Origin of the sequence: Paenibacillus sp. FSL P4-0081 (assembly GCF_000758565.1) — a bacterium.
GTDB lineage: Bacteria > Bacillota > Bacilli > Paenibacillales > Paenibacillaceae > Paenibacillus_AQ > Paenibacillus_AQ phytohabitans.
On the sequence record NZ_CP009280.1, the window covers coordinates 5838383 to 5860100 of the forward strand.

Annotated in this window: 18 protein-coding genes; 9 read left to right on the plus strand and 9 right to left on the minus strand. The window is 50.2% G+C overall.

The genetic code is table 11. The features are described 5' to 3' along the window. Window positions 1-400: 400 nt before the first annotated feature. Window positions 401-1402, minus strand: a complete 1002-nt coding sequence (locus P40081_RS25020; RefSeq protein WP_042138940.1) for a glycoside hydrolase family 43 protein — start codon at window positions 1400-1402, stop codon at window positions 401-403. Then, the gene (locus P40081_RS25025) at window positions 1399-2919 is read right to left on the minus strand and encodes a glycoside hydrolase family 43 protein (protein WP_042138941.1); all 1521 of its coding nucleotides are present in this window, start codon (window positions 2917-2919) and stop codon (window positions 1399-1401) included. Before P40081_RS25025 ends, P40081_RS25020 begins: the two co-directional genes overlap by 4 nt. 331 nt (window positions 2920-3250) lie before the next feature. On the opposite strand from P40081_RS25025, the gene P40081_RS25030 reads away from it, so the two are divergent. From P40081_RS25030 to P40081_RS25045, 4 genes are all read left to right on the plus strand, one after another. Continuing rightward, window positions 3251-4189: an ATP-binding cassette domain-containing protein gene (locus P40081_RS25030; protein WP_042138942.1), complete on the plus strand. Its 939-nt coding sequence runs from the start codon at window positions 3251-3253 to the stop codon at window positions 4187-4189. Then, on the plus strand, window positions 4167-4922 hold the full coding sequence (locus P40081_RS25035; protein WP_042138943.1) for an ABC transporter permease: 756 nt from the start codon (window positions 4167-4169) through the stop codon (window positions 4920-4922). The genes P40081_RS25030 and P40081_RS25035 overlap by 23 nt, the downstream gene beginning before the upstream one ends. 402 nt (window positions 4923-5324) lie before the next feature. After that, window positions 5325-6023: a response regulator transcription factor gene (locus P40081_RS25040; protein ID WP_039302528.1), complete on the plus strand. Its 699-nt coding sequence runs from the start codon at window positions 5325-5327 to the stop codon at window positions 6021-6023. Beyond that, the gene (locus tag P40081_RS25045; protein WP_052421985.1) at window positions 6024-7091 is read left to right on the plus strand and encodes a sensor histidine kinase; all 1068 of its coding nucleotides are present in this window, start codon (window positions 6024-6026) and stop codon (window positions 7089-7091) included. Between the two features lie 18 nt (window positions 7092-7109). Here P40081_RS25045 and treR read toward each other — a convergent pair whose 3' ends face one another. The 5 genes from treR to P40081_RS25070 all read right to left on the minus strand — a co-directional run bounded on the left by treR (window position 7110) and on the right by P40081_RS25070 (window position 14223). Continuing rightward, window positions 7110-7829, minus strand: coding sequence for a trehalose operon repressor (treR, locus tag P40081_RS25050; protein ID WP_042138944.1), 720 nt, complete (start codon window positions 7827-7829; stop codon window positions 7110-7112). A gap of 72 nt (window positions 7830-7901) precedes the next feature. Continuing rightward, a complete protein-coding gene (gene treP / locus P40081_RS25055) occupies window positions 7902-9896 on the minus strand; it encodes a PTS system trehalose-specific EIIBC component (RefSeq protein ID WP_042138945.1) in 1995 nt (664 codons plus the stop codon). An 11-nt stretch (window positions 9897-9907) separates the two neighbouring features. Next, on the minus strand, window positions 9908-11620 hold the full coding sequence (treC, locus tag P40081_RS25060; protein WP_442950217.1) for an alpha,alpha-phosphotrehalase: 1713 nt from the start codon (window positions 11618-11620) through the stop codon (window positions 9908-9910). A gap of 816 nt (window positions 11621-12436) precedes the next feature. Continuing rightward, window positions 12437-13540: a Gfo/Idh/MocA family protein gene (locus P40081_RS25065; protein ID WP_042138947.1), complete on the minus strand. Its 1104-nt coding sequence runs from the start codon at window positions 13538-13540 to the stop codon at window positions 12437-12439. A gap of 23 nt (window positions 13541-13563) precedes the next feature. After that, on the minus strand, window positions 13564-14223 hold the full coding sequence (locus P40081_RS25070) for a ThuA domain-containing protein (RefSeq protein ID WP_042138948.1): 660 nt from the start codon (window positions 14221-14223) through the stop codon (window positions 13564-13566). A 174-nt stretch (window positions 14224-14397) separates the two neighbouring features. Here P40081_RS25070 and P40081_RS25075 point away from each other — a divergent pair, with 174 nt between their 5' ends. The 3 genes from P40081_RS25075 (at window position 14398) to P40081_RS25085 (ending at window position 17686) form a co-directional block, all read left to right on the plus strand. Then, entirely contained in the window at window positions 14398-15231 is an 834-nt protein-coding gene (locus P40081_RS25075) for a helix-turn-helix transcriptional regulator (RefSeq protein WP_042138949.1), read from the plus strand. Window positions 15232-15360: 129 nt separating this feature from the next. Further along, window positions 15361-16392 (plus strand): ROK family protein, encoded by a 1032-nt coding sequence (locus P40081_RS25080; RefSeq protein WP_042138950.1) that lies wholly within the window; start codon window positions 15361-15363, stop codon window positions 16390-16392. Between the two features lie 94 nt (window positions 16393-16486). Continuing rightward, window positions 16487-17686: an MFS transporter gene (locus tag P40081_RS25085; RefSeq protein WP_042141428.1), complete on the plus strand. Its 1200-nt coding sequence runs from the start codon at window positions 16487-16489 to the stop codon at window positions 17684-17686. A 69-nt stretch (window positions 17687-17755) separates the two neighbouring features. Here the strand turns inward: P40081_RS25085 and P40081_RS25090 are convergent, their stop codons facing one another. Then, window positions 17756-18439 (minus strand): GDSL-type esterase/lipase family protein, encoded by a 684-nt coding sequence (locus P40081_RS25090; protein WP_197074264.1) that lies wholly within the window; start codon window positions 18437-18439, stop codon window positions 17756-17758. Window positions 18440-18704: 265 nt separating this feature from the next. Between P40081_RS25090 and P40081_RS25095 the strand changes: the two genes are divergently transcribed. Both P40081_RS25095 and P40081_RS25100 read left to right on the plus strand, forming a co-directional pair. Further along, window positions 18705-19346 (plus strand): pectate lyase, encoded by a 642-nt coding sequence (locus tag P40081_RS25095; RefSeq protein ID WP_197074405.1) that lies wholly within the window; start codon window positions 18705-18707, stop codon window positions 19344-19346. Between the two features lie 102 nt (window positions 19347-19448). Next, complete coding sequence (locus tag P40081_RS25100) at window positions 19449-20120, plus strand: SOS response-associated peptidase (protein WP_042138951.1); 672 nt, start codon at window positions 19449-19451, stop codon at window positions 20118-20120. A gap of 52 nt (window positions 20121-20172) precedes the next feature. On the opposite strand, the gene P40081_RS25105 is transcribed toward P40081_RS25100, so the two are convergent. Next, window positions 20173-21213: a fibronectin type III domain-containing protein gene (locus tag P40081_RS25105; protein WP_052421987.1), complete on the minus strand. Its 1041-nt coding sequence runs from the start codon at window positions 21211-21213 to the stop codon at window positions 20173-20175. Window positions 21214-21718: the final 505 nt, after the last annotated feature.

The following is a 21718-nucleotide window of genomic DNA, read 5'->3' on the forward strand; positions in this document are numbered from 1 at the left end:
CAAATCCGAAATTGTTGTACAAAAGGCATCATTTCACTGCCTCCAGACGGTTTAGCAGGATAATTGCTGTATTTCGTACAACAATCCTGCCAAACACGCGGATTTTCAGCTATCGAAGTTGTACTACGTACAACATTAACGCGAATACGATGTGAACTTAAGAACCTCAGCGCTGCCGGCACGAATCCGCTGTAAGAAATCAGTAGAGCCTCCTTATCTCGATCACGTGAATCGGCAGCTTGTCCGGGCTTATTCTAACGTGCTAACGTGCGGTTCACATTGCCGGATTATTCAGTCTACATACAGCAAAAAAGCAGCCTCCGCGGGGAAGCTGCCGTTTGTTCTGCTGTCAGGCTGCTGTCATACAGGCTGCTGTACTGCAAGCTGCTGAGCCTGCGGATTACTCCGCTGATTCAGCAGAAGCCGGGTATGGATCAATCTTCTGAATTGTTCCGTCTTCATTATACTCAAGCTCGGTATATTTCACGCTGCGCTTATGGTTCACGCCGCCTGATAACGAGCTGTCGTGATAGAACAGATACCACTTGTCCTCGAATTGAACAATCGAATGATGGGTGGTCCAGCCAATGACCGGAGAGAGAATCTCGCCCTTGAAGGTAAAGGGACCCTGCGGATTCCGGCTGACGGCATACACCAGCGTGTGCTGTGTTCCTGTCGAGTAAGAGAGATAATAATACCCGTTGTACTTGTGGACCCAGGGTCCTTCGAAGTATCTCCGCTGCTCATCACCGGCAAGAATCGGGTTGCCCTCTTCATCCACAATTGAGATCTCTGCAGGCTGCTCCTGAAAAGACAGCATATCTTCGCTCAGCAGAGCCACTCGCGGCCCAATCGCCGGCGCATCCAGAGCAGGCCCTTCCGCATCCGCCACGAATGTGCCAGTCTGCCATTTCTCCAGCTGCCCTCCCCAAAGACCGCCGAAATAGATATAAGCCTGGTTATCGTCATCCACCAATACAGCCGGATCAATACTATAGCTGCCAGCGATGTAATCGGGCTGCGGGTCAAACGGGCCTGCCGGTGAAGCAGAGGTTGCCACACCAATCCGGAATATTCCGTCGTGATCACGGGCCGGGAAGAACAGATAATAGGTATTATTCTTATAGGCTGCATCCGGAGCCCAGAGCTGCTTGGAGGCCCAGGGGATCTGATCCAGATGGAGCGCCTGGCCGTGATCCACTACCGGCGAATCAAAGTTATCCAGTGACAGAATATGATAGTCTTCCATTGCATACTGGTCCCCGTTATCATTATCCGGTCCATCGTGATCCAGGTCATGGGAAGGATAAATGTAGATTTTCCCTTCATAGACATGGGCGGACGGGTCCGCAGTATAGATGTGGGTAACGAGCGGTTCATTAGGTTTCGGCAAATGTGTCATAAGACATCTCCTTTTGTATTTGTGTAATAGAATTCTGCAAAATAACCCGGAGCCGCAGCATCCGCACCCTCTCCCGAGGCGTGAAGTCCCAGGCAGACACCGGTGAATCCGCCGTTCACCTCAGGTGACAGGACGGATACATGTACCTTCTGCTCTGCGTCATGCCAGGAGATGCCATCCTCAGAATACGAGCAGGTATAGACCTCTCCGTCCGAACGGAGGCGGAGCCGTACCTCTCCGGTGCTCCCCGCCGGGTAATGATATATCTGCTTCTGGTCCCCGTCCTTGACGGTAAGCTCCATAACCCGTCTGCCACTCCGGCTGGCGAGTCCCCAGAAGATGTATCCCCGGTTGTTCAGGCGGGCGGCCAGTCCGGCATACTCCCCATCCTTCGCGGGATCAAAATCCAGACTTACGCCTATCTCCATCCGGTGATGCTTCTGGCGGATACAGGCCAACACTGCCGGCGCCTCATCATCCAGCGTGTAGGCATTCCCCCGGACGGCAAGCTTGCCATCGCGCTCTGTCCAGGAATACCGTTCCTCCTCATAGCTGCGCAGAAAAGCCCATTCCGGGCCGAAGCCTCCGCTCAGCTCCATACGCTGAGCAATGTCATCCGGACTGGAATTTTCAGCGGAGACTACGGTTCCTTCATTGTTGTCAATCACCGGCCAGCCTTCTTCCGTCCAGGTCACCGGAGCCAGGAAGGTCTCTCGGCCCAGCGGAGAGTATTTACCTTCCACCGGACGCATGCCCAGAAAGACCGCCCACCACTTCCCGGACGTATCCTCTACCAGATCCGCATGGCCCAGGCATTGAACCGGATGCTCCTTCAGCCCGCGGTGGGTCAGTATAGGTTCAGGCTTATCCTCAAACGGCCCGTAAGGGTTGCTGCTGCGGGCAATGATCTCCCGGTGATCCCGGGCGGTGCCGCCCGATGCCGTCATCAGGTAGTAGACGCCTTTGATTTTATACAGATGCGGCCCTTCTACCCATGGTCCCTCATCCCCCCGCCAGATCTCCACAGGCTCAGACAGCACTTCACCGGACTCCGGATGAATCTCGTACTGGATAATATGGGATTCATAGCCGGCTCCATTCTGCACAGTCACGTAAGCGCGCCCATCCTCATCGAAGAACAGGGACGGATCAATCCCCCCATAAGGCAGCAGGACCGGCTCCGACCAGGGACCTTCCGGCTTGTCCGCTGTCACGAAGAAATTACCGATTCCCCTCACATCCGTAGTAATCATATAAAAGCGGCCTGCATGATGGCGTATCGTAGCGGCATATATACCGTCAGAGCTGCCGCTTGTCCGCAGGTCCACCTGGGACTTCCGGGTCAATACATGTCCTATCGGCGTCCAGTGAATCAGATCCTTGCTATGGAAGATAGGGACGCCGGGAAAATACTCAAAAGAGCTGTTAATCAAATAGTAATCATCATTTACGCGGACTACACTTGGATCTGGATAGTAGCCGGAGATCACGGGGTTCCTGACATTTATTGAGTGCATAATAGCCTCCCTGAAATTGTGCGCAAGCGTTTACAATCCTCAGTACCATTCTACAAGCCGATATTATTTTTTCCCATACGCAGAATAAAGGACTTACCCCGAAAATTATGAGAATTGCCATCCTACTGAAATTGTAATTTAAACAAAGAGCCGCTGCTCGCCATTTTACTTGAAGGATTGGTCATTTTTTGCGGAATGTTTATCAAATGTTAATGAAATCTTTATGGCCTGTTCAGATTAGACTGGGTGAACGTTTATAACGGGCCGCTAGAATGAGAGAAAGCCGGCAGACACTTTAAGTACATAGAAATCTAATGAGGTGGGAGAACGCATGAGCGAATATGTGCTACAGGCACACCAATTATCCAAGCATTACAAGCATCACCCAGCACTGGACCGTGTCGACCTGTCGATACGCCGGGGCAGCATCTATGGGTTCATAGGCCAGAACGGCGCCGGAAAATCAACTCTTATGCGGATAGCGGCAGGACTGTCCAGGCCAACCTCAGGCCAAATCGAATTATTCGGATATAAGGAAGGCGCACAGCTTGTGCAGGCGAGAAAAAGGATTGGCACGACTATTGAGACACCCGCCCTTTTCCCTCATCTATCAGCCGCAGAGAACCTGGAGGTATTCCGGCTGCAAAAGGGTATCCGTGACAAAACGCAGATCCGCCAAACCTTAGCACTGGTAGGACTGGAGCAGGCCGGCAGCAAAATCGCTGCCAACTTCTCATTGGGTATGAAGCAGCGGCTGGGTCTGGCGGTTTCACTGCTCGGCAACCCTGAGCTGCTTATTCTTGACGAACCTACCAACGGACTCGATCCTGTGGGGGTTGTTGAATTAAGAGAATTATTGCTTCATTTAAATAGGGACAAGGGCATCAGCATTCTGATTTCCAGCCATATTCTGAGTGAGCTGCATTTGCTGGCAACGGATTACGGGATTATTCACAACGGGCGAATGCTGGAGCAATTGTCTGTAAGCGAGCTTCAGGCCAAGTGCAGGCAATACCTGCACATCAAGGTAGATTCACCAGAGAAGGCCATAGGAATTATACAAGAAGAATGGCAGACAACGGAATATGAACTAGATGCTGATGGTATCATCCGCTTGTATGAACCGTTCGGCCCTCCCGGCGCGCTCTCGGCTAAGCTGTTTGCAGCAGGTCTGGAAGTCCAGCAGTTCATGCCGAAGGGCGAAAAGCTGGAACGGTATTATACCAAGCTGATTGGAGGGGCGGCAAATGGCAAATCTGTTACGGTCTGAGCTGTACAAATTATACAAAGAGCCCTCGTTCCGGATTCTCTGTTTCACTTTTATCTTCGTGGCGGTCATCTTATCCGGAGTTATCCATTTTATGGGCTCAGGTCAGAAGGTTTTCAGCGGGATATCAGGGTTCGGCCAAGGTGTACAAGTGAATATGCTTGTGCTTAAAATCTCTTTAGCCGTAGTGGGAGGCTTCTTTCTCTCGGGTGAGCATGGCCTTGGGATTATGAAAATCTCGGTTGCTTCGGGGTACAGCCGCAGACAGATTTATACTGCCAAGCTGACGGCCTATTCTATCGGAATCATCATTTTGTCTTTAATCGTCCCTGTCATATGTGTGATAGCCGGCAGTTTGCTGAATGGCTTCGGAAGCCTCCCGGAAATTCCTGCCGCCCTATATTTATTTCGTACACTTGCCTTCACGATACTATATGCAGCTGCCTTTGCCTCCATGGTTGCCGTGTTCGCTGTCACAACAACAATAAGCGGCGTAACGATTGGCGCGGTGCTGCTGGTAATGCTATTCTTCGACACCCTCTCAGAGTGGCTGAGCGGCAAATGGGCCGTGTACAGAGAATTTTATGAGCATTCCGTATTTAAGCTTGTGATGGATATCACCATCCCACAGCCGACAACGTATCAGCTTACTCTCTTAATTTCGATTCCCATTGCAACCATTCTCGTATTTGCCTGGGTGGGGATCATGAGCTTCCGGAACATGGAAATTAAATAATCAATAAATTAAATCCAAGGAGACCTGACTATGAAAAAACGTATTCTCTATCTGTTGATCATTGTTGCTGGCGCAGTATTGATTTTATTCTCCATGATCGGTTTTGAAACGTCCTGATTTACGGAAATATCCAAATCATATATGATGGTCACTATATAAGATGCACTAAAGATATAAACAAAAAGCGAAAGAAGCGGAGGGGAAATTTGGAACTGTAGGAGCGGTAGCGACCGCCTTTGTCAACGGATTTCAACCGCGAACAGCGGATTAGATCAAGAAATCTGGTGACAACAACGGCCGGAAGTCCAAATGTTCACCGCAGTGACGACTAAGCTTCAAGTTCAAACCATAAGTACGTCTTATATAGAACTATATCCTACAAAAAACGGGTGTGTCCTTACTATGGCAAGTGAACGGATTATGATTGTCGAAGATGAGCTGGAGATCGCCGAGCTGATCAAGGATTATTTGGAGATCGAGCGGTATGAGGTGATCATCTGCCCTGACGGTGAAGAAGCGCTCCGGGCTTTCGGACAGTTTCATCCGCAGCTGGTAGTCCTTGATATTATGCTGCCGCTGCTTGATGGAATGGAGGTATGCCGCAGGATACGTACGGAGTCCGATGTTCCCATCATTATGCTCAGCGCAAAAAAACGGGATTCCGACAAAATCCTGGGGCTAGGTCTGGGAGCGGATGATTATGTGGTAAAGCCCTTCAGTCCAGGTGAAATTGTGGCCAGGGTTAAGGCTCAGCTGAGGCGTTTCAACGGATTAACCTTACCTTCAAAACAACAAAGTACAGTCGTATATCCCGGCCTGGAGCTTGATCTCAAAGCCTATGAGGTCCGGGTACGCAAGGAGACCGTTCATTTCTCAGCGCGGGAATTCGAGGTACTCCGCTTCCTCGCGATCCATCCCAATCAGGTGTTTACCCGTGAACAGATCTTCGGGAGTGCCTGGGGAATACACGAATACGGGGATCTGAATACGGTAACAGTGCATGTCAAAAAGATACGGGAAAAAATCGAATTAGATCCGGCCAATCCCCGGTACATTCTTACCGTTCGGGGTATAGGCTATAAATTTTACGGGGGGAACTAAATGAAGAAGCCGGGCCTCCGCTTTACGATGGTTACTTCGATGGTTATCATTATCCTGCTTCCGCTGCTTCTCGTTTGCTCTGTAGCAGTCGGCACCGGAAGCAATACCAGCTCATCCGCAGATAAATTTTATAATGAAATGATTCCTGTGGTCCTATTGGTGCTCCCGCTGATCTGCTGTACAATTTGGATGACCCGAACGATAACCCGCAAAATTCTGCTGCCTCTCCGGGAGCTTACACTCGCGGCTGAACAGATTGTGCAGGGCAACATGGATTGCCCGATCACATACCGGGCCAATGACGAAATGGGCAGGTTCAGCACTGTGTTCGAGCTAATGAGAACCCGTCTGCTGGAATCCAAGGTGAACCAGGACGCTTATGAACAAGCACGCAATGAACTCATAGCGAGCATCTCTCATGATCTCCGGACCCCTCTTTCCTCCATCAGGGGATATGTGGAAGGTCTGCAGGATGGCGTCGCACAGGATAAGGTCAAATTCGAGCGTTATTTATCGATCATCCGGGACAAGACAGACAAGCTAAACGATCTGATTGAGGATTTGTTCCGTTTCTCGGAGCTGGAGTCGGGGCAGCTGCAAATGAACTACGAAGAGATCGAATGCGATCTTCTGCTGGAGTCCATCGTGCGGCCGCTGGAATATGAATTTACTGAAGCCAGGGCCAGATTAACTGTGGTCCGTCCCTTTCCGGCTGGAAGGGTGCGGGCAGACGCGGTCCGCCTCACGCAGGTATTTAACAACTTAGTCGGCAATGCCATCAAATACGCTGGTGAAGAGGCACATATAACTATAGCCGCTTCCCATACCGGGAAGCGGCTGAAGGTTAGTGTGAGTGATAACGGTACAGAAATCGCACCCGAGCACTTGCCCCATCTCTTTGAGCGGTTCTACCGCGGGGATAAATCACGCTCCAGCCAATGGGGGGGAGCCGGCCTGGGGCTTGCCATCTGCAAATACATTATTGAAGCACATGGCGGGGACATCGGAGTTCACACCTTGCCGGGGGACGGCAATGTGTTTTTCTTTACGTTGCCGTTAATTACCTAGGCGCTCGTTTCAGACATATTACCGCCGCACCCGTCTGGCAAAATCCACGAACTGAAACTTATCCAGCCGGTGTCTGGATTCGGTATATTGGAACAGCACCGTATTCTCCAGATACACATAGTTCCGCACTACGACAATATGTGTATATTTCTTCAGATCAAGCAGGCGGTGATCCTCCTCCGTTGCAGGCTCAACGGATATCAGCTTCTTCGCATAACTGATTTTCAGCCCCAGCTCCACTTCCAGATATTCATAGATAGAGCCTGCCGCGATCTCTGCGCTTAAGAACGGCACAATATCCGCCCGGAAATAATCCTTGTCCAGAATGATCCGTTCTTCTTCAATCTCTCTGGCGCGGATCACCTTCCATACCGGGGTATCCTCCGGAACCTGCAGCTGTCTGGCCAGCGCAGAGCCGGCCGGCTCCATCACCGTTTCCTCTACCAGTGTCCGTGAGGGAGCACCGAGAGTACCTGCCATTTCCTTGAACGAGATCAGGCCGGTAACGGGAAAATCCATCCGGGTCATATCCAGCACAAACGAGCCTCTGCCTTTGATTTTGTGAATATAACCCTCACGAAACAGCAGATTCAGCGCTTTGCGCACCGTTTCCCGCGAAGTGCAGTACGCCTCGGCCAGCTCACTTTCAGAAGGCAGCTTGGTCCCCGGCAGCAGCTGGCCGGAATGGATCTGGCTACTGTATTCTTTATAGATTTGCAAATATATATTTTCTCTCATTATAGATCACCGCCCTATATTGTATCACGCCGTGGCTCTGGACGCATGGATTCAATTCGGGGGCGGGCCGGATCAACCCTTAAGATGAATAGTCAAAATACTGGTCTGCTTTGCCGCCACTGGTCCCGTCTTCTCCTCAATCTTCTCCACCATCTCCTGCCCCGCAGGAATGATGATTGGGGTAATCACCGGGTAACCGGCTGCACGGATAGCATCCATATCGAATTCCAGCAGAAGCTCGCCGGCTTTCACCTTATCGCCAATATTCTTAAGCTGGGTGAACCCGCTGCCCTTGAGCGACACCGTATTTATCCCTACGTGAATAAGTACCTGCACGCCGCTGGCATGCTCCAGAATAAGCGCATGTTTGCTCTTGATTACATGGGCGACTGTCGCATCAAACGGTGCATATACTTTCCCTTCGGAGGGTTCAATTGCAACCCCCTGACCCATCTGCCCCTCGGCAAAAGCAGGATCGGGTACCTGCGCAAGCGGTACTGCCGTACCGCTGAGCGGTGCAGCCAGCTCCAGTATGTTCACCGGCTCCTGTGAGCCTTGAACGGACTGGCGGCTGCTGAGTTCATCTTGTACGGCCGGAGGGCTGACCGTTGTTGTTCCGGCTGCTGTTGCGCCTGCGGCTACAACTGAACTCTTCTCGGCACGGCTGACGACGGCACGGCCATACAGCACAGTAGCCACAAACGGCACGATCAGCACAATCGCCATACCCACGAAGAATACGCCCCACTGGTTCGGGAAGATGGACAGGAAGCCGGGAACCCCGCCAACGCCAATGGAAGAGGCGCGGACCTGGTTAATCGTGAGCAGAACCCCGCCCAGTGCAGAGCCGATCATCCCGAAGATGAACGGATAGCGGTAGCGGATATTGACCCCGAAGATCGCCGGTTCCGTGACTCCGAGGAAGGCAGAGATCGAAGACGTCACCGCAAGTCCCTTCGTCTTCTGTTCTTTGATGACGAACATCATCGCCAGTGCCGCTGCCCCCTGTGCAATGTTGGAGAGAGCGAGCATCGGCCAGAGGAACGTGCCGCCTTCACTTCCGATAAGCTGAACGTCAACCGCCAGGAAGGTATGATGCATCCCTGTGATGACCAATAGCGCGTAGAATCCGCCATAGATTAAGCCGCCTAGAATCGCGAAATGATCGAACACATAGACCAGTCCGGAAGTGATCGCATTGGCAATGCCGAAGGTAACCGGTCCGATGATTGTGAACGCCAGGAAACCTGTAATCAGCAGAGTCACTGGCGCAACAACCAGCAGTTTAATCGAGTCATGTACCCTCTTGTTCAGGAACTTCTCAATACCGGCCAGAATATAGGCCGAGACCAGCACCGGCAATACCTGTCCCTGATAACCGATTTTCTCCAGATGCCAGCCAAACAAATTCCAGGTTGGAACCGTTCCTTCCGTAGAAGCACTGGCATAACCGTAGGCACTTAATAAATCCGGATGAACGAGAATAAGTCCGAGCACAATCCCGAGCAGCGGACTGCCGCCGAACCGGGTCACTGCCGCCCAGCCGATCAGGGCCGGTAAGAACGTGAAGGCTGTGCTGGCAATCGTATTGATAATCGCTGCTATATCTTTCCACTGCGGATAGACATCGACCAGCGACTGGCTGAAGAAGATACCCGGGCCTGTCAGTATATTATTGATCCCGAGCAGCAAACCTGCGGTTACAATGGCCGGAAGGATCGGAATAAAGATATCGGCCAGCGTCTTAATCGCCCGCTGCAGAGGATTCTGCTTACGGGCTGCTGCCGATTTCACCTCATCCTTGGAAGAACGGGCACCGCCGGTCAGCTGAATCATTTCGTCATACACTTTATCAACGGTTCCCGGACCAATTACGATCTGGAACTGGCCCTGGCTGGAAAATTGTCCTTTGACAAGGTCATTGGCGTCCAGCGCTGCTGAATCGACCTTGCTCTCGTCATAGAGCGAGAATCTTAGCCGGGTTACGCAATGCGTCGCGACCTCAATATTCTCCTTGCCCCCAACCGCCCGTACAATATCCTCTACATTCTTGCGGTCAATAGCCATATCATCACTCCTTAAGTATTAGATGTTGTTAACCACATATAGGAAGCATAAGGACTCAGCTGAAGCTCTTGTGTTAATGCAGGTGCATCGGCTGTATTACCGGTTAGAAGCTTGTCCTTACCCGCTTGGCTTAAGTCTGCCCAATGCTTGTCCGCGAACCGGAAGCTAATCTCCTTACTGCTGAAGTTCGAGACCACAACAAGGGTCTCCCCTATCCCTGTCCGGGCATAAGCGAACACCTCGGGATGACCTTCATCCAATCTGCGGAATACACCGTCGATAAATACAGCATGCTCTTTGCGCAGCGCAATCAGCGTGCGGTAATGATGGAGGATCGAATCCGGCCGCTCCAGTTCTTTTTGCACATTAATGTCCGGGTACCGCTCGTCGACCTTAAGCCAGGGCGTACTGCTGGTGAATCCGGCATTCGGACTGTCATCCCACTGCATCGGCGTACGGGAATTGTCGCGCGAACGTTCCTGCAGGATGCTGAGGGCCGCTTCCGGGCTCTTGCCCTGTTCCTGCAGAATGCGGTACATGTTCAGGGACTCAATATCGCGGAATTCTTCGATGCCCTTCCACTTCGGATTCGGCATGCCGATCTCCTCGCCCTGATAGACATATGGTGTTCCTTGAAGTCCATGCAGCGTTGTAGCCAGGAGTTTCGCGCTTTCTTCGCGGTAGACATCATCATCGGTGAATCTGGAGAGCGCCCGCGGCTGATCATGATTGTTGAAGAATAAAGCGTTCCAGCCTCCGCCCTGCTGCATTCCGGTCTGCCACTCACTGAACAGCCGTTTCAATGCCTCGAAATCATAGGGCATCAGCTCCCACTTCCGTCCGCCCGGATAATCCACCTTCAGATGGTGGAAATTGAAGGTCATGGAGAACTCCCGCTCTTCAGGGTTCGAGTAGCGGATACAATGTGCAAGGGTAGTGGAGGACATCTCCCCGACCGTCACCATCTCAAACGGGCCGAATACCTCTTCATACATGTCTTTGATGTATTCATGAACCCGTGGTCCGTCTGTATAGAACTTCCGTCCATCCCCTGGCGGTACACTCCCGTCATCATTAGGGAACTGCTGGTCCTTGGAAATTAAATTAATGACATCCATCCGGAACCCGTCCACACCCTTGCGTGCCCAGAACAGCATCATATCGCTGACCGCTCTGCGGACCTCCGCATTCTCCCAATTCAGATCGGCCTGAGTCTTGTCGAACAAGGTAAGATAATATTGTCCTGAAGCTTCATCGAACTGCCAGGCAGGCCCCCCGAACTTCGATTGCCAGTTATTCGGCACGCCGCCGTCTAGTGCCGGGTCCTTCCAGATATAATAATTACGATACGGGTTGTCCTTGCCTGAAATCGACTGTTTGAACCATTCATGCTCCGTCGAGGTATGATTGACTACGATATCGGTCATCAGCTTCATGCCGCGCCGGTGCAGCTCCTCTATCAGCTCATCGAAATCCTCCATCGTGCCAAAATCAGGGTTAATATTCTCATAATCCGCAACATCGTAACCGTTATCATATTGGGGCGAGACATAGACCGGCTGCAGCCAGACGATATCAATCCCAAGCTCCTGCAAATAATCCAATTTCTCAGTAAGGCCTTTTATATCTCCCGTTCCATTGCCTGTCGTGTCCTTGAAGCTCTTCGGGTACACCTGATACACTGTGGACCGGCGCCACCATTCTGAATACCGGGACTGGGTCAAATTAAGCACCTCCAAAAGAATTGCTGTATTTCAATCATTAAACTTGTATATACAAGGTCAAACACTTCACACAGTTTAAACCTGTATATACAGGTTGTCAATAGCGCTTATCCGTTAACGGTGTGCGGTGTGCCGTATGCGGTGTGCGTAAGACAGATGTTTGCGTAGTACAGATAAATGATATTAAGACAGGGGGAAAGGTATAAGGGGGAATGTAGCGGCAATAGCCGTGATTGCGATGATATTGAAAGTGTAGCGGGAACTGCACTAATAGCGGTGATAGTTACTGAATAGTATCTTTAACACTAATTGGCCGCGTCACTCCAGAGAGTCTCTCGTTATGCATAAGTAACAGTAATATTGGGTTAAAGCAAGGGTGCGTGAGCAATCTGCAGCGGGAAATTGTACATATATCGCAGTTGTGGCTCATTTTGATAAGTTTGTCTCTAGTCCAATATTAATTAAGTGGAAAATGTACATCTAAATTCCAATAATCAAACAGACTATAAACAATAAGTGGATAAAGAGCATCTAATTACTCCATTTCTCTAGTGAAAGGTAGATTCGGCAGAATTAATTGTACTTTTTCCACTTATTATCCTATTTCTAATATTGGATGAGAAAATAAACGTCGTTTTTCCACTTATTACGATTGGTCAGCATCGGAGGCGCGCGCGATAAGGTACAGAGCAGGTTAGTCGGACGGCTGGCGCGACAAGGTACATACCAGGGTAGCTGAGCCACGCACGAAAACGGCGATTCATCCCCATAACCCGGGGACAGATCGCCGTTTTTTGACTATACAAGCTACCTTAACTACTCCAAATAACCCTTAACCAAACCCAGCGGCAGCAGCTTCGGCTGCTCGCAGCTGGTTGCCAGCTCCGCATAGCGCTTAGTGTCTGAGCTGGTGTGGAACGCATGCATGATCTCGAGCACATGATTCGCCAGCTCACCGTTCGCGCGCGGGGTGTCTCCTGTCCCGATGCAGCGGGCCATATCCGCTACGCCAATGCCGCGGCTGTTCCCGGCATAATTGTAGATCAGCGGAATCTCCTGGAATTCCGTGCTGTGCGCCGGCCGCAGCAGGACCGGCCCGCCGAAGGTGTTCGGGTCGGGTACGATCAGTGTGCCGAGCGAGCCGTAGATTTCGATCCGCGGCAGCGTGCTGTGCCAGACATCGAAGCTCGTAATCATCGTAGCCACGGCACCGCTCGCGAACTCGATGGTTCCGGCCACATGTGTAGGGACTTCGACATCAACCACCTTGCCGAACTTCTTCTCACTGGTGATCGTCCGCGTGGCGAATGAGGTTTTGGTGATCCCGCATACCGTCTTCGCCGGGCCGAGCAAGGATACCAGCGCCGTAAGATAATACGGCCCCATATCAAACATCGGTCCGCCGCCCGCCTGATAGTAGAACTCAGGGTCCGGATGCCAGCTCTCGTGACCATGGCAGAGCATGAAGGCGGTTGCGGCAACCGGCTCTCCGATATAGCCGTCCGCAATCAGCTTGGCGCAGGTTTGCAGGCCGCCTCCGAGGAAGGTGTCCGGCGCGCAGCCGACGAACAGATTCTTTTCTTTTGCCAGCTTAACAAGCTCGGTTCCATTCTCTAGCGTTAGTGACAGCGGCTTCTCCACGTACACATGCTTGCCGGCCAGCAGAGCCTGCTTACAGACATCGAAGTGGAAATTAGGCGTTGTCAGATTCACGACAATCTCTATTTCTTCCGAAGCCAGCAATTCCTCTGTCGTCCATACATGAGGAACTCCATATTTCTCCGCTGCCTGCGCGGCCCGCTCAGGGTCCAGATCGGCACAGGCGTAGACCTCCGTATCCACAAAGGTTCCGGTCAAATTCTCAAAATAAATGCCGCTGATATTCCCGCAGCCGACGATGCCTACCTTCACTTTATGCACAATGAGTCCCACCTTGTCTCGGTTTATTTTGCTGCCCAGATGAAGCCTTTACGCATCAGTTCCTTGGCTTCCGGAATATCGAAGACATCCGCATGATGTCCAAGCGAATTATAGAATACCTTGCCCTGGCCCCAGCGTTTCGTATAAACAACCGGCATGGTGATCACACCGTTCGCCGAATGGTCGCCTTCGCTCAGCACAAAAGTCGTAGTAGCCAGTACATCTACCGCCGGATCTACATGCAGATAATACTGCTCGGACTTCACCTTGAAATCCGGGATGCCTTCCACAATCGGGCTGGAGCCGGATCTTACGATGTTCACTTCATAATCCACTCCGTCGTTGAAGGGATGCGCCACCCACTGTGACCCGGTCAAAAATTGCCATTCTGTATTGTTACGGAAGGAGTCGCACATCCCGCCGTGACAACCGGCAATGCCTACCCCGGAAGCCACAGCCGCCAGCACCGCTGACACCTGTTCACCCGCAATTTCACCCATTGTCCATACCGGCACAATCAGGCTTAATTCCTTAAGCGCCTCGGCATTGTTGAAGCTGTCCAGCGTATCCGACACCTCTACCTCGAACCCTTCAGCCTCCAGAATGCCGGCAAAAATCGCCGCAACCTCATTCGGTTCATGACCATCCCATCCGCCTTTTACAATCAATGCCTTCTTCGCCATATCAAGTTCTCCTTTTTATCCTGAAATCTAATTTGTTTTGGATTGAATAGCACGTCTATACCCTGAAGAAATTGTAATCCAAACCGGTGGCGGATGCTCGCCATTTTGCTTGTATGGATGGTCATTTTTTGCTATGTTTAGATTTAAATAGCGAAGATCAGAACAGGAGATATCATGAGAGCTTTTCACGAGAACAGAACGTATGGAACAGCTTTTCCCTTCACTGCATTTGTGAGTCACAATATAGATTTCCTGGCCCACTGGCATAATGATCTGGAGATCATCTATGTACTGGAAGGCTCGATCCGGATGGGGATCAACTCTGAAACACGGGTGCTTCAGGCAGGCGATCTGGCCGTATGCAGCAGCGGAGATATTCACTACTATGACAGCAAGGACAACACATCGAAGCTTATTCTTGTCATCTTTAACCCGGCGCTGATCGGCTTCCCTGCAGGCTGGCCCCTGAATCTGCGGCTCACCTCCCCTTTCCGGGAGAACCGGCCGTCTACACCGGAGGATGAGGTCATTAACCGGCGTCTGTCCGCGATTATGCAGGAGCTGCTGCAGGAGCATCTTCTGAAGCCTCCGCATCACGAGCAGCTGATGACCGGCCTTTTGCACGAGCTGTGCGCATTGATTCTGCGGCATATGCCGCTGGGATTAGTCAATCCTCATAAGGATAAACGGCGCATTACGAATATGAAGATCATGCAGGAGGTTCTGGAATACCTTGACGTCAATTACATGCATCCCATCACCCTTGCCGACGCCGCCAATCACGCCAACATGAGCCTGTTCTATTTCTCCCGCTTCTTCAAAAGCATCTCGGGCATGAGTTACATTTCGTACCTCAATAGTATCCGGGTCAATCAGGCCGAACGGCTGCTGCTGAATACAGACACAAGCATACTCGATATCGCGCTGGAATGCGGTTTCTCCAACATCCGCACCTTCAACCGTGTATTTAAACAGGTCAAGCAGCGGACACCAAGCGAGCTTCGTTGATCATGTGTTAATGCTGCGGTTGCAGTTCTGCTAATCATCGCTTGCTTATTTGCCGGGAAGTCACTACAATACACTTATTACAACTCTTTTAATAATAGGATTATAATCATCCGGGAGGAAGGTTGCGCTATGGTAAATCCGTCTCATAACACACAGCTGGTGAAGAAAATAAACGTGGAACTGGTTAAAAATATACTCCGCACATCCGGCACAGGCACCAAAGCCTCCATCGCCGGGCAGACCCGGCTGAGTGTAGCTACCTGCGGCACCATTCTCAATGAACTGGTTCAGACCGGGGAGATTCTGGAGCTTGGGTGGGAGGAATCCAGCGGAGGCAGACCGGCACGGAAATATCAGTTCAACGCCAATTATTCCCTCATGATCTGTATGATCGTGCGTTCGGAGGGCGGGATTCAATCCATTAGCTATGCGCTGGCGAATCTGAATGGTGAGATCATGGAGCAAACGGATAAGGTGCATGAGCAAATTACCATAGACACCCTCACGGACTGGCTGGATCAGATTATTGAGGTACACCCCAATGTTCAGGCGGTCGGCATCGGCATTCCCGGTGTAGTCCAGCAGGACCGGATTGGAATCTGTGATGTTCCGGCGCTCGCAGATCAGCCCCTTGGCATTCTGCTGAAGGAGCGCTATGAAGAGGTTGAGATTATTATCGAGAACGATATGAATCTGACGGTTTACGGCTTGTATCAGCGGCTGTTTCCGGATGCGGAGAGCCATTTTGCCGTGCTGGCCTTCTCCAAGAACCATTTCCCGGGAGCCGGCTTTATGGTGAACGGACGATTGCTTAACGGGAACAGCTTCTTCAGCGGAGAAGTGTCTTACCTGCCTTATGGCATTCCGAGGGAGCAGCAGCTGCAGCTGCTGAAGAAGGGCGGAGATTCCGGCAAGCTGGCTATACATGCACTGGTATCCATTATCAGCATCATTAACCCTGCTACGATCGTCGTCACCGGTGACAATATATCCCCAGAGATGCTGGAGGATCTGCGCAGCGGGTGCCGGGAGATTATTCCGCCTGAGCATATGCCAGAGCTGATCATCCAGAATGATACCCGCCGGGAATACATGGCAGGACTGATTACAACAACCATGGAAAGCCTGACCTACCGGTTCCAGCTGGTGGAACGGAAGTAAGCCAAATATTATATTATTTTATCATCATTCAGGAGGCATCACTTTGAAGGCTCAAGCACGCAACTCTGCTGGCAAACGTAACACTATCTATATTATGCAGCTCGTAACCATTTTTCTGGGCTTTGTCGTCTTCGGAATCTCGGAAAATATTAAAGGACCCGCAATCCCGCGGATTCAGCTCGCTTTCAACCTGGATGAAGGACAGCTGGGTACACTGCTCTCGCTGAATGCGCTGGGCTACCTGATCGCCTGCTCGTTCACTGCTATTCTCGTCCGCAAATGGGGCATCAAGGCGGTCAGCATTATTTCATTTGGTTCAATGGTTCTCTCCGGAGTACTGATTTTCCTGTCGCATACCTACCCTCTATTCGCTTCCTCCTACTTCCTGATGTACATCGGCAACGGGATGCTGGAGATTGGCCTGGCGATTCTGGGAGCACGTATTTTTGTAAAAAACACGGGGATGATGATGAATTTATCCCACTTCTTCTATGGGCTGAGTTCGACTATAGCGCCGCTGCTGGCCACCGGGGTTATGTCGCTGAGTGTGTTTGGACATATGCTGGACTGGCGGGGGATGTATCTGGTGATGCTGTCGCTCTGCCTGCTGCCGATTGTGTCGGCGCTGCGCAGTACGTTTCCCGGGGATGATCTGCCGCATGAGGACCGCACTTCCTTCAAGACCTTGATGCGCGATCCTGCGCTCTGGATGATGGTAATGATCCTGTCCTTCGGGGTTGTCTCCGAGCTCGCCGTTGGCGGCTGGCTGGTTAATTTTCTGGAAAAAGCTTACGCCTGGGATACCGTAAAGGCCTCCGGCATGCTGTCCGCCTTCTTCCTCCTGTTCTCGCTGGGAAGACTCGTTATCGGACCACTGACAGACCGGATCGGCTTCGTGCTCTCGCTGATTATTTTCTCAATGCTCTCGGCAGGTTGTACCTTTGTAGCGCTGGCCGGCGGGGAAAGCCTGGCTTTTCTGTTCGCCTTGTCCGGCGCAGGGATCGCGATCATCTACCCTACCGTCATGGCCTTTATTGCCCGCCGCTATCCTAACGGGAGTGATACTGCGATTACTTTTGTAGTCACGCTGATGGGTCTCGGCAGTGTTATCGGGAACTATATTATCGGCTGGGTGATTGAACTCGTTAAGACGGTCTATGGCCGTTCAAGCGAGCTTGGTCTGCTGCGCGGCCTGCAGGCGGGCTATGGCTTCATCGGGTTATGCGCTGCGGTCTGCTCCGTGTCGGGAATTGTGCTGTATGTGTATTTGAAGCGGAGAGGGGAACTGATCTAAGGGCAGTGGTATAACTGAACAGCGGCTCTCCTGCTCCAGAGGACCGCTGCTTTGCATTCTATCCTACGCTTATAGATATTCTTTTAGATTATTAAGGACCACCGCGTAACCATTCGCATACATATGAATCCCATCCATCGTGTAATCTTCCTTCAGATTCCCTTCCTCATCCGTCAACCCTTCATTCACATTAATGAACGCATATCCATGCTGCGCTGCTAGCTTCTCCACTTCGGCATTGGCTTCGCGTAACGCGGCATTTGTTCTGGTGCTGAACATTCCCGCCTTCATCTCTTGATCCACTCCGCTGAAATCAGCCTTAGCATTCACCGGATAGTACGCCATGACATACACCTTGCATTCCGGCAGCCTAGCTCCGATCTTCGTCAGAATCTCATTATAGTTCGCAAGCAGATGCCCGACTTGATATTCGCCGTCTGCTGAGCTGATGTCATTGGTGCCAATATTAATGAACAGCTTAGAAGGCTCCAACTCAACAATACATTCCTCCAGGGAATTTAACAGCTCACTGGTTACATAGCCTGCAATTCCGCGGTTGTAAATAATCGTCTGCTTCTCCAGCGTCTGCTGTAATTCATTAACCGGAAAATACTCCATCAGTGAGGAGCCGGCCATTACGGTCTGTCCTTTCTTGGCATATGTATTCAGAATCTTATACTTTCTTACTTTCTCTTCTTTCTCTCTTGTCATATTATTGTTCATAATCTCGTGGATAAGTTCTTCCTGCCTCAATGTAATCTCCTCCATTCTACTATTGTTATACACTATAACTGAGCTTGCAGCTCCCTCCAAATTGTGTCGGAAATATGGTAATTGATCTCAGTAGAACTAATTTGTTCTATGCACACGTGTTCCGAATATCCTATATATCGGGTGCGGGCAGAGGTGCACATCTGGTCAGGACACCTGCAAGATACCGGTTCGCCGGATCTATACTCTACAGTTGAAGGGCGGAATATTATTGAAAAAGGTTGTGGGCTTACTCCTGTCGGTTGTCATGTTGTCTTCGTTCTATGTTGCCAGTCCGGCCAAGGTATCCGCTGCAACGCCAATTGTTGTCAGTACAACGATTGTTGTTCCAGCAGGAGAGACCTTTAACGGCAATGGCCAGACTTATGTCGCCAATGCCAGTACACTTGGAGATGGAAGCCAGGCAGAGAACCAGAAGCCAATCTTCCGGCTGGAGAAGAATGCTACACTCAAAAATGTAATTATCGGTGCTCCCGGCGCAGACGGGGTGCACTGTTATGGAAACGCTACAATCTCTAATGTAACCTGGCAGGATGTGGGCGAGGATGCATTGACGCTGAAAGCCTCCGGTACAGTCAATATTACGGGCGGAGGTGCATATAAAGCTTACGATAAAGTGTTCCAGGCAAACGCTGCGGGCACAATCAACATTAAGAACTTCAGAGCAGACGACATCGGCAAGCTGGCCCGCCAGAACGGCGGAACCTCCTACGCCGTGAACTTCACACTGGACAGCTCTGACATCTCGAATGCCAAAGATTCCATCTTCCGTACAGACAGCAGCAGCAGCGCCGCAAAAATCACCAACACCCGCTATCACAATGTGCCCACCTTGTTTAAGGGCTTTGCCTCAGGTAAAACCAGCCAGTCGGGCAACACGCAATATTAAGGTGAAGTCAGCTGGCATAATTGCAACTGAATAATCAATCCAACACTTACCTCCTCTATCCATAGAAGCCAAGCGCTATAATTGGATGAGGAGGTTGATTATATGTGTGGACGCTTTACCATTACGGTCACCCTGGAAGAACTAATTGCGCACTACTTAATCGATGACAGCAAAATAGCTACGCTGAAACCCAATTATAATGTAGCTCCTATGCATAATGTTCCAGCGGTAATTGCCAGTGACGCGGGGAAACGCTTGGGGGAACTACGTTGGGGGCTGGTACCGTTTTGGGCCAAGGATGAGAAGATCGGCAGTAAGATGATCAATGCACGCGCGGAGACAGTGGCCGATAAGCCTGCCTTTAAACGGCTGCTTAAAACCAAGCGCTGTATCATTCCGGCTGATGGATTTTATGAGTGGAAGAAGGACGGGACCAGCAAGCAGCCCTATCGGATCCTCATGAGTGATGGCAGCCTCTTCTCCTTCGCCGGATTGTATGACACCTGGGAAGATCCGGAGGGAAAGAAACTAAGTACCTGCACCATCATCACCACTACCCCGAACAGTTTGATGGAGGATATTCATGACCGCATGCCCGTGATCTTGCGTCCTGAGGATGAAGCTGATTGGCTGGGGAGAGACAATGACGATGTCGAGTCCTTATTAAAACTGCTGAAGCCTTACGATGCAGCGAAAATGCGGGCTTATAAAGTCCCTTCGGCTGTGGGGAATGTACGGAATAATTCTAAGGAATTGCTTGAGGATATAGGATGACAAACAAACCCACCGAGTGTTAAGCCTGGTGGGTTTGTTTTGTCATACTGTTTTATTCTTCTGCTGCGTATTCATCTACGTTGAAGGTTAGGATCTTATCAAATACTACATACTCTGTGCGTTTAATAAACGGCCCTTTATTCCAAGCTTTGATGAAAGCATATTTGGCCGTGCCCACACCTGCATCTTTTTGGTCATACCAGTCTATAAAGGCATTCACTTCGGTCATGGACAGATCGTATTCTTTTTCGGTTCCGTTGTTAAGATAAATTGTTAGGATTGCACGCCCATTATCGGGTACTGTAGCTGCCAGTGGTATAGCCGATGTTTCATTCGAACTGATGCTTTCGCCCGCTGCATTCACTGCGGTTACTACATAATAATATTTAACATCACTGGTAACGTTAATATCAGTATAAGTAGCATTCGTTACGTTAGAAGCAATTGTTTCATAGAGCCCACCCGTTGTTGTCGATCTTTTAACATTATAACTCGTTGCATTTGTGACTGCAGTCCAACTGAGATCAATTTTCTCGATTGCTGCCGCCGCAGAAAGGTCTAATGGAGACGATAAGTTAGTATTGATTAAATAACCTGTATCATCTATATCAATAGCATCCACAATAAAATTGATACGATTGTGCCCTACTGTAACATTAACAGTGTGAGCTCCAAGGGGTAAACCGGTTTTTTCGTAAACTAGCACCTGTTTGGTGCTAGTGGTGCTATATTCAGTAAAAGTCTCGGTTACACCATCTATAGTGATAGTATTGTCAGAGTGTCGATCTGTATTGCGGTCAGCAATAAGTCTAAGTTCAGTTCCATAAAACGAAAATGAGACGTAGTTGTTATCAGCGGCCTTGGTAGTTACTTTTGCACTTCCGTTATAATAACTTGTACCTGTTGCAGTATACCAACTCCCCGTATACTTAAGCCCTGCATGTGTATCATCATACCTTTTCCAACCAGCTTCAGGAGAAGTAAGTTGGTCACCTACAGCTGCAGCGTATGTACTAGTTTGTACTGTGAAAAACAGTATTCCTGTAAAGATAACCAATATTAGTTTTGATGCTATACTCTTCCATTGTTTCACAAAATCCATCTCCTTTAATATGTATACATCAAGCCTACACTATATAAAGGCGAACAAACAGTCTGTTTTTCGACAGTAATTTACAATACACTTAAGGGTTATTGAGGAAATATGTGGATGTAATTTATGAAAAAAAGCCCTCCGGCCCGCTTAGGTCGATGGGCTACTTTATGTATGCTCTAAATTCAAATTGCCGAACAAAACGGGCAGCGGCTATCTTATTGAATTGCGACGTGTGTCCCTTTACTACTCCGCCATACTCCATGAAGTCGCGAATAGAGTACGGATCTCCTCGGACCAGACAGATACTTTGGATTGAGCCAGCGCTGCCGCTAGAAAGTCAATGTCACTCCGTAGGACTTTGTATGTATTATTCGTGCTCTCCTTTTCTCTTCTTTCGATATTTGTAAATCCAGTAAAACAAAATTAACACCAACAATAATAAAAAGAATCCGATCCACAAAGCTGCTGGATGCCAAATCATAAAGTATGTATCTCTATATTG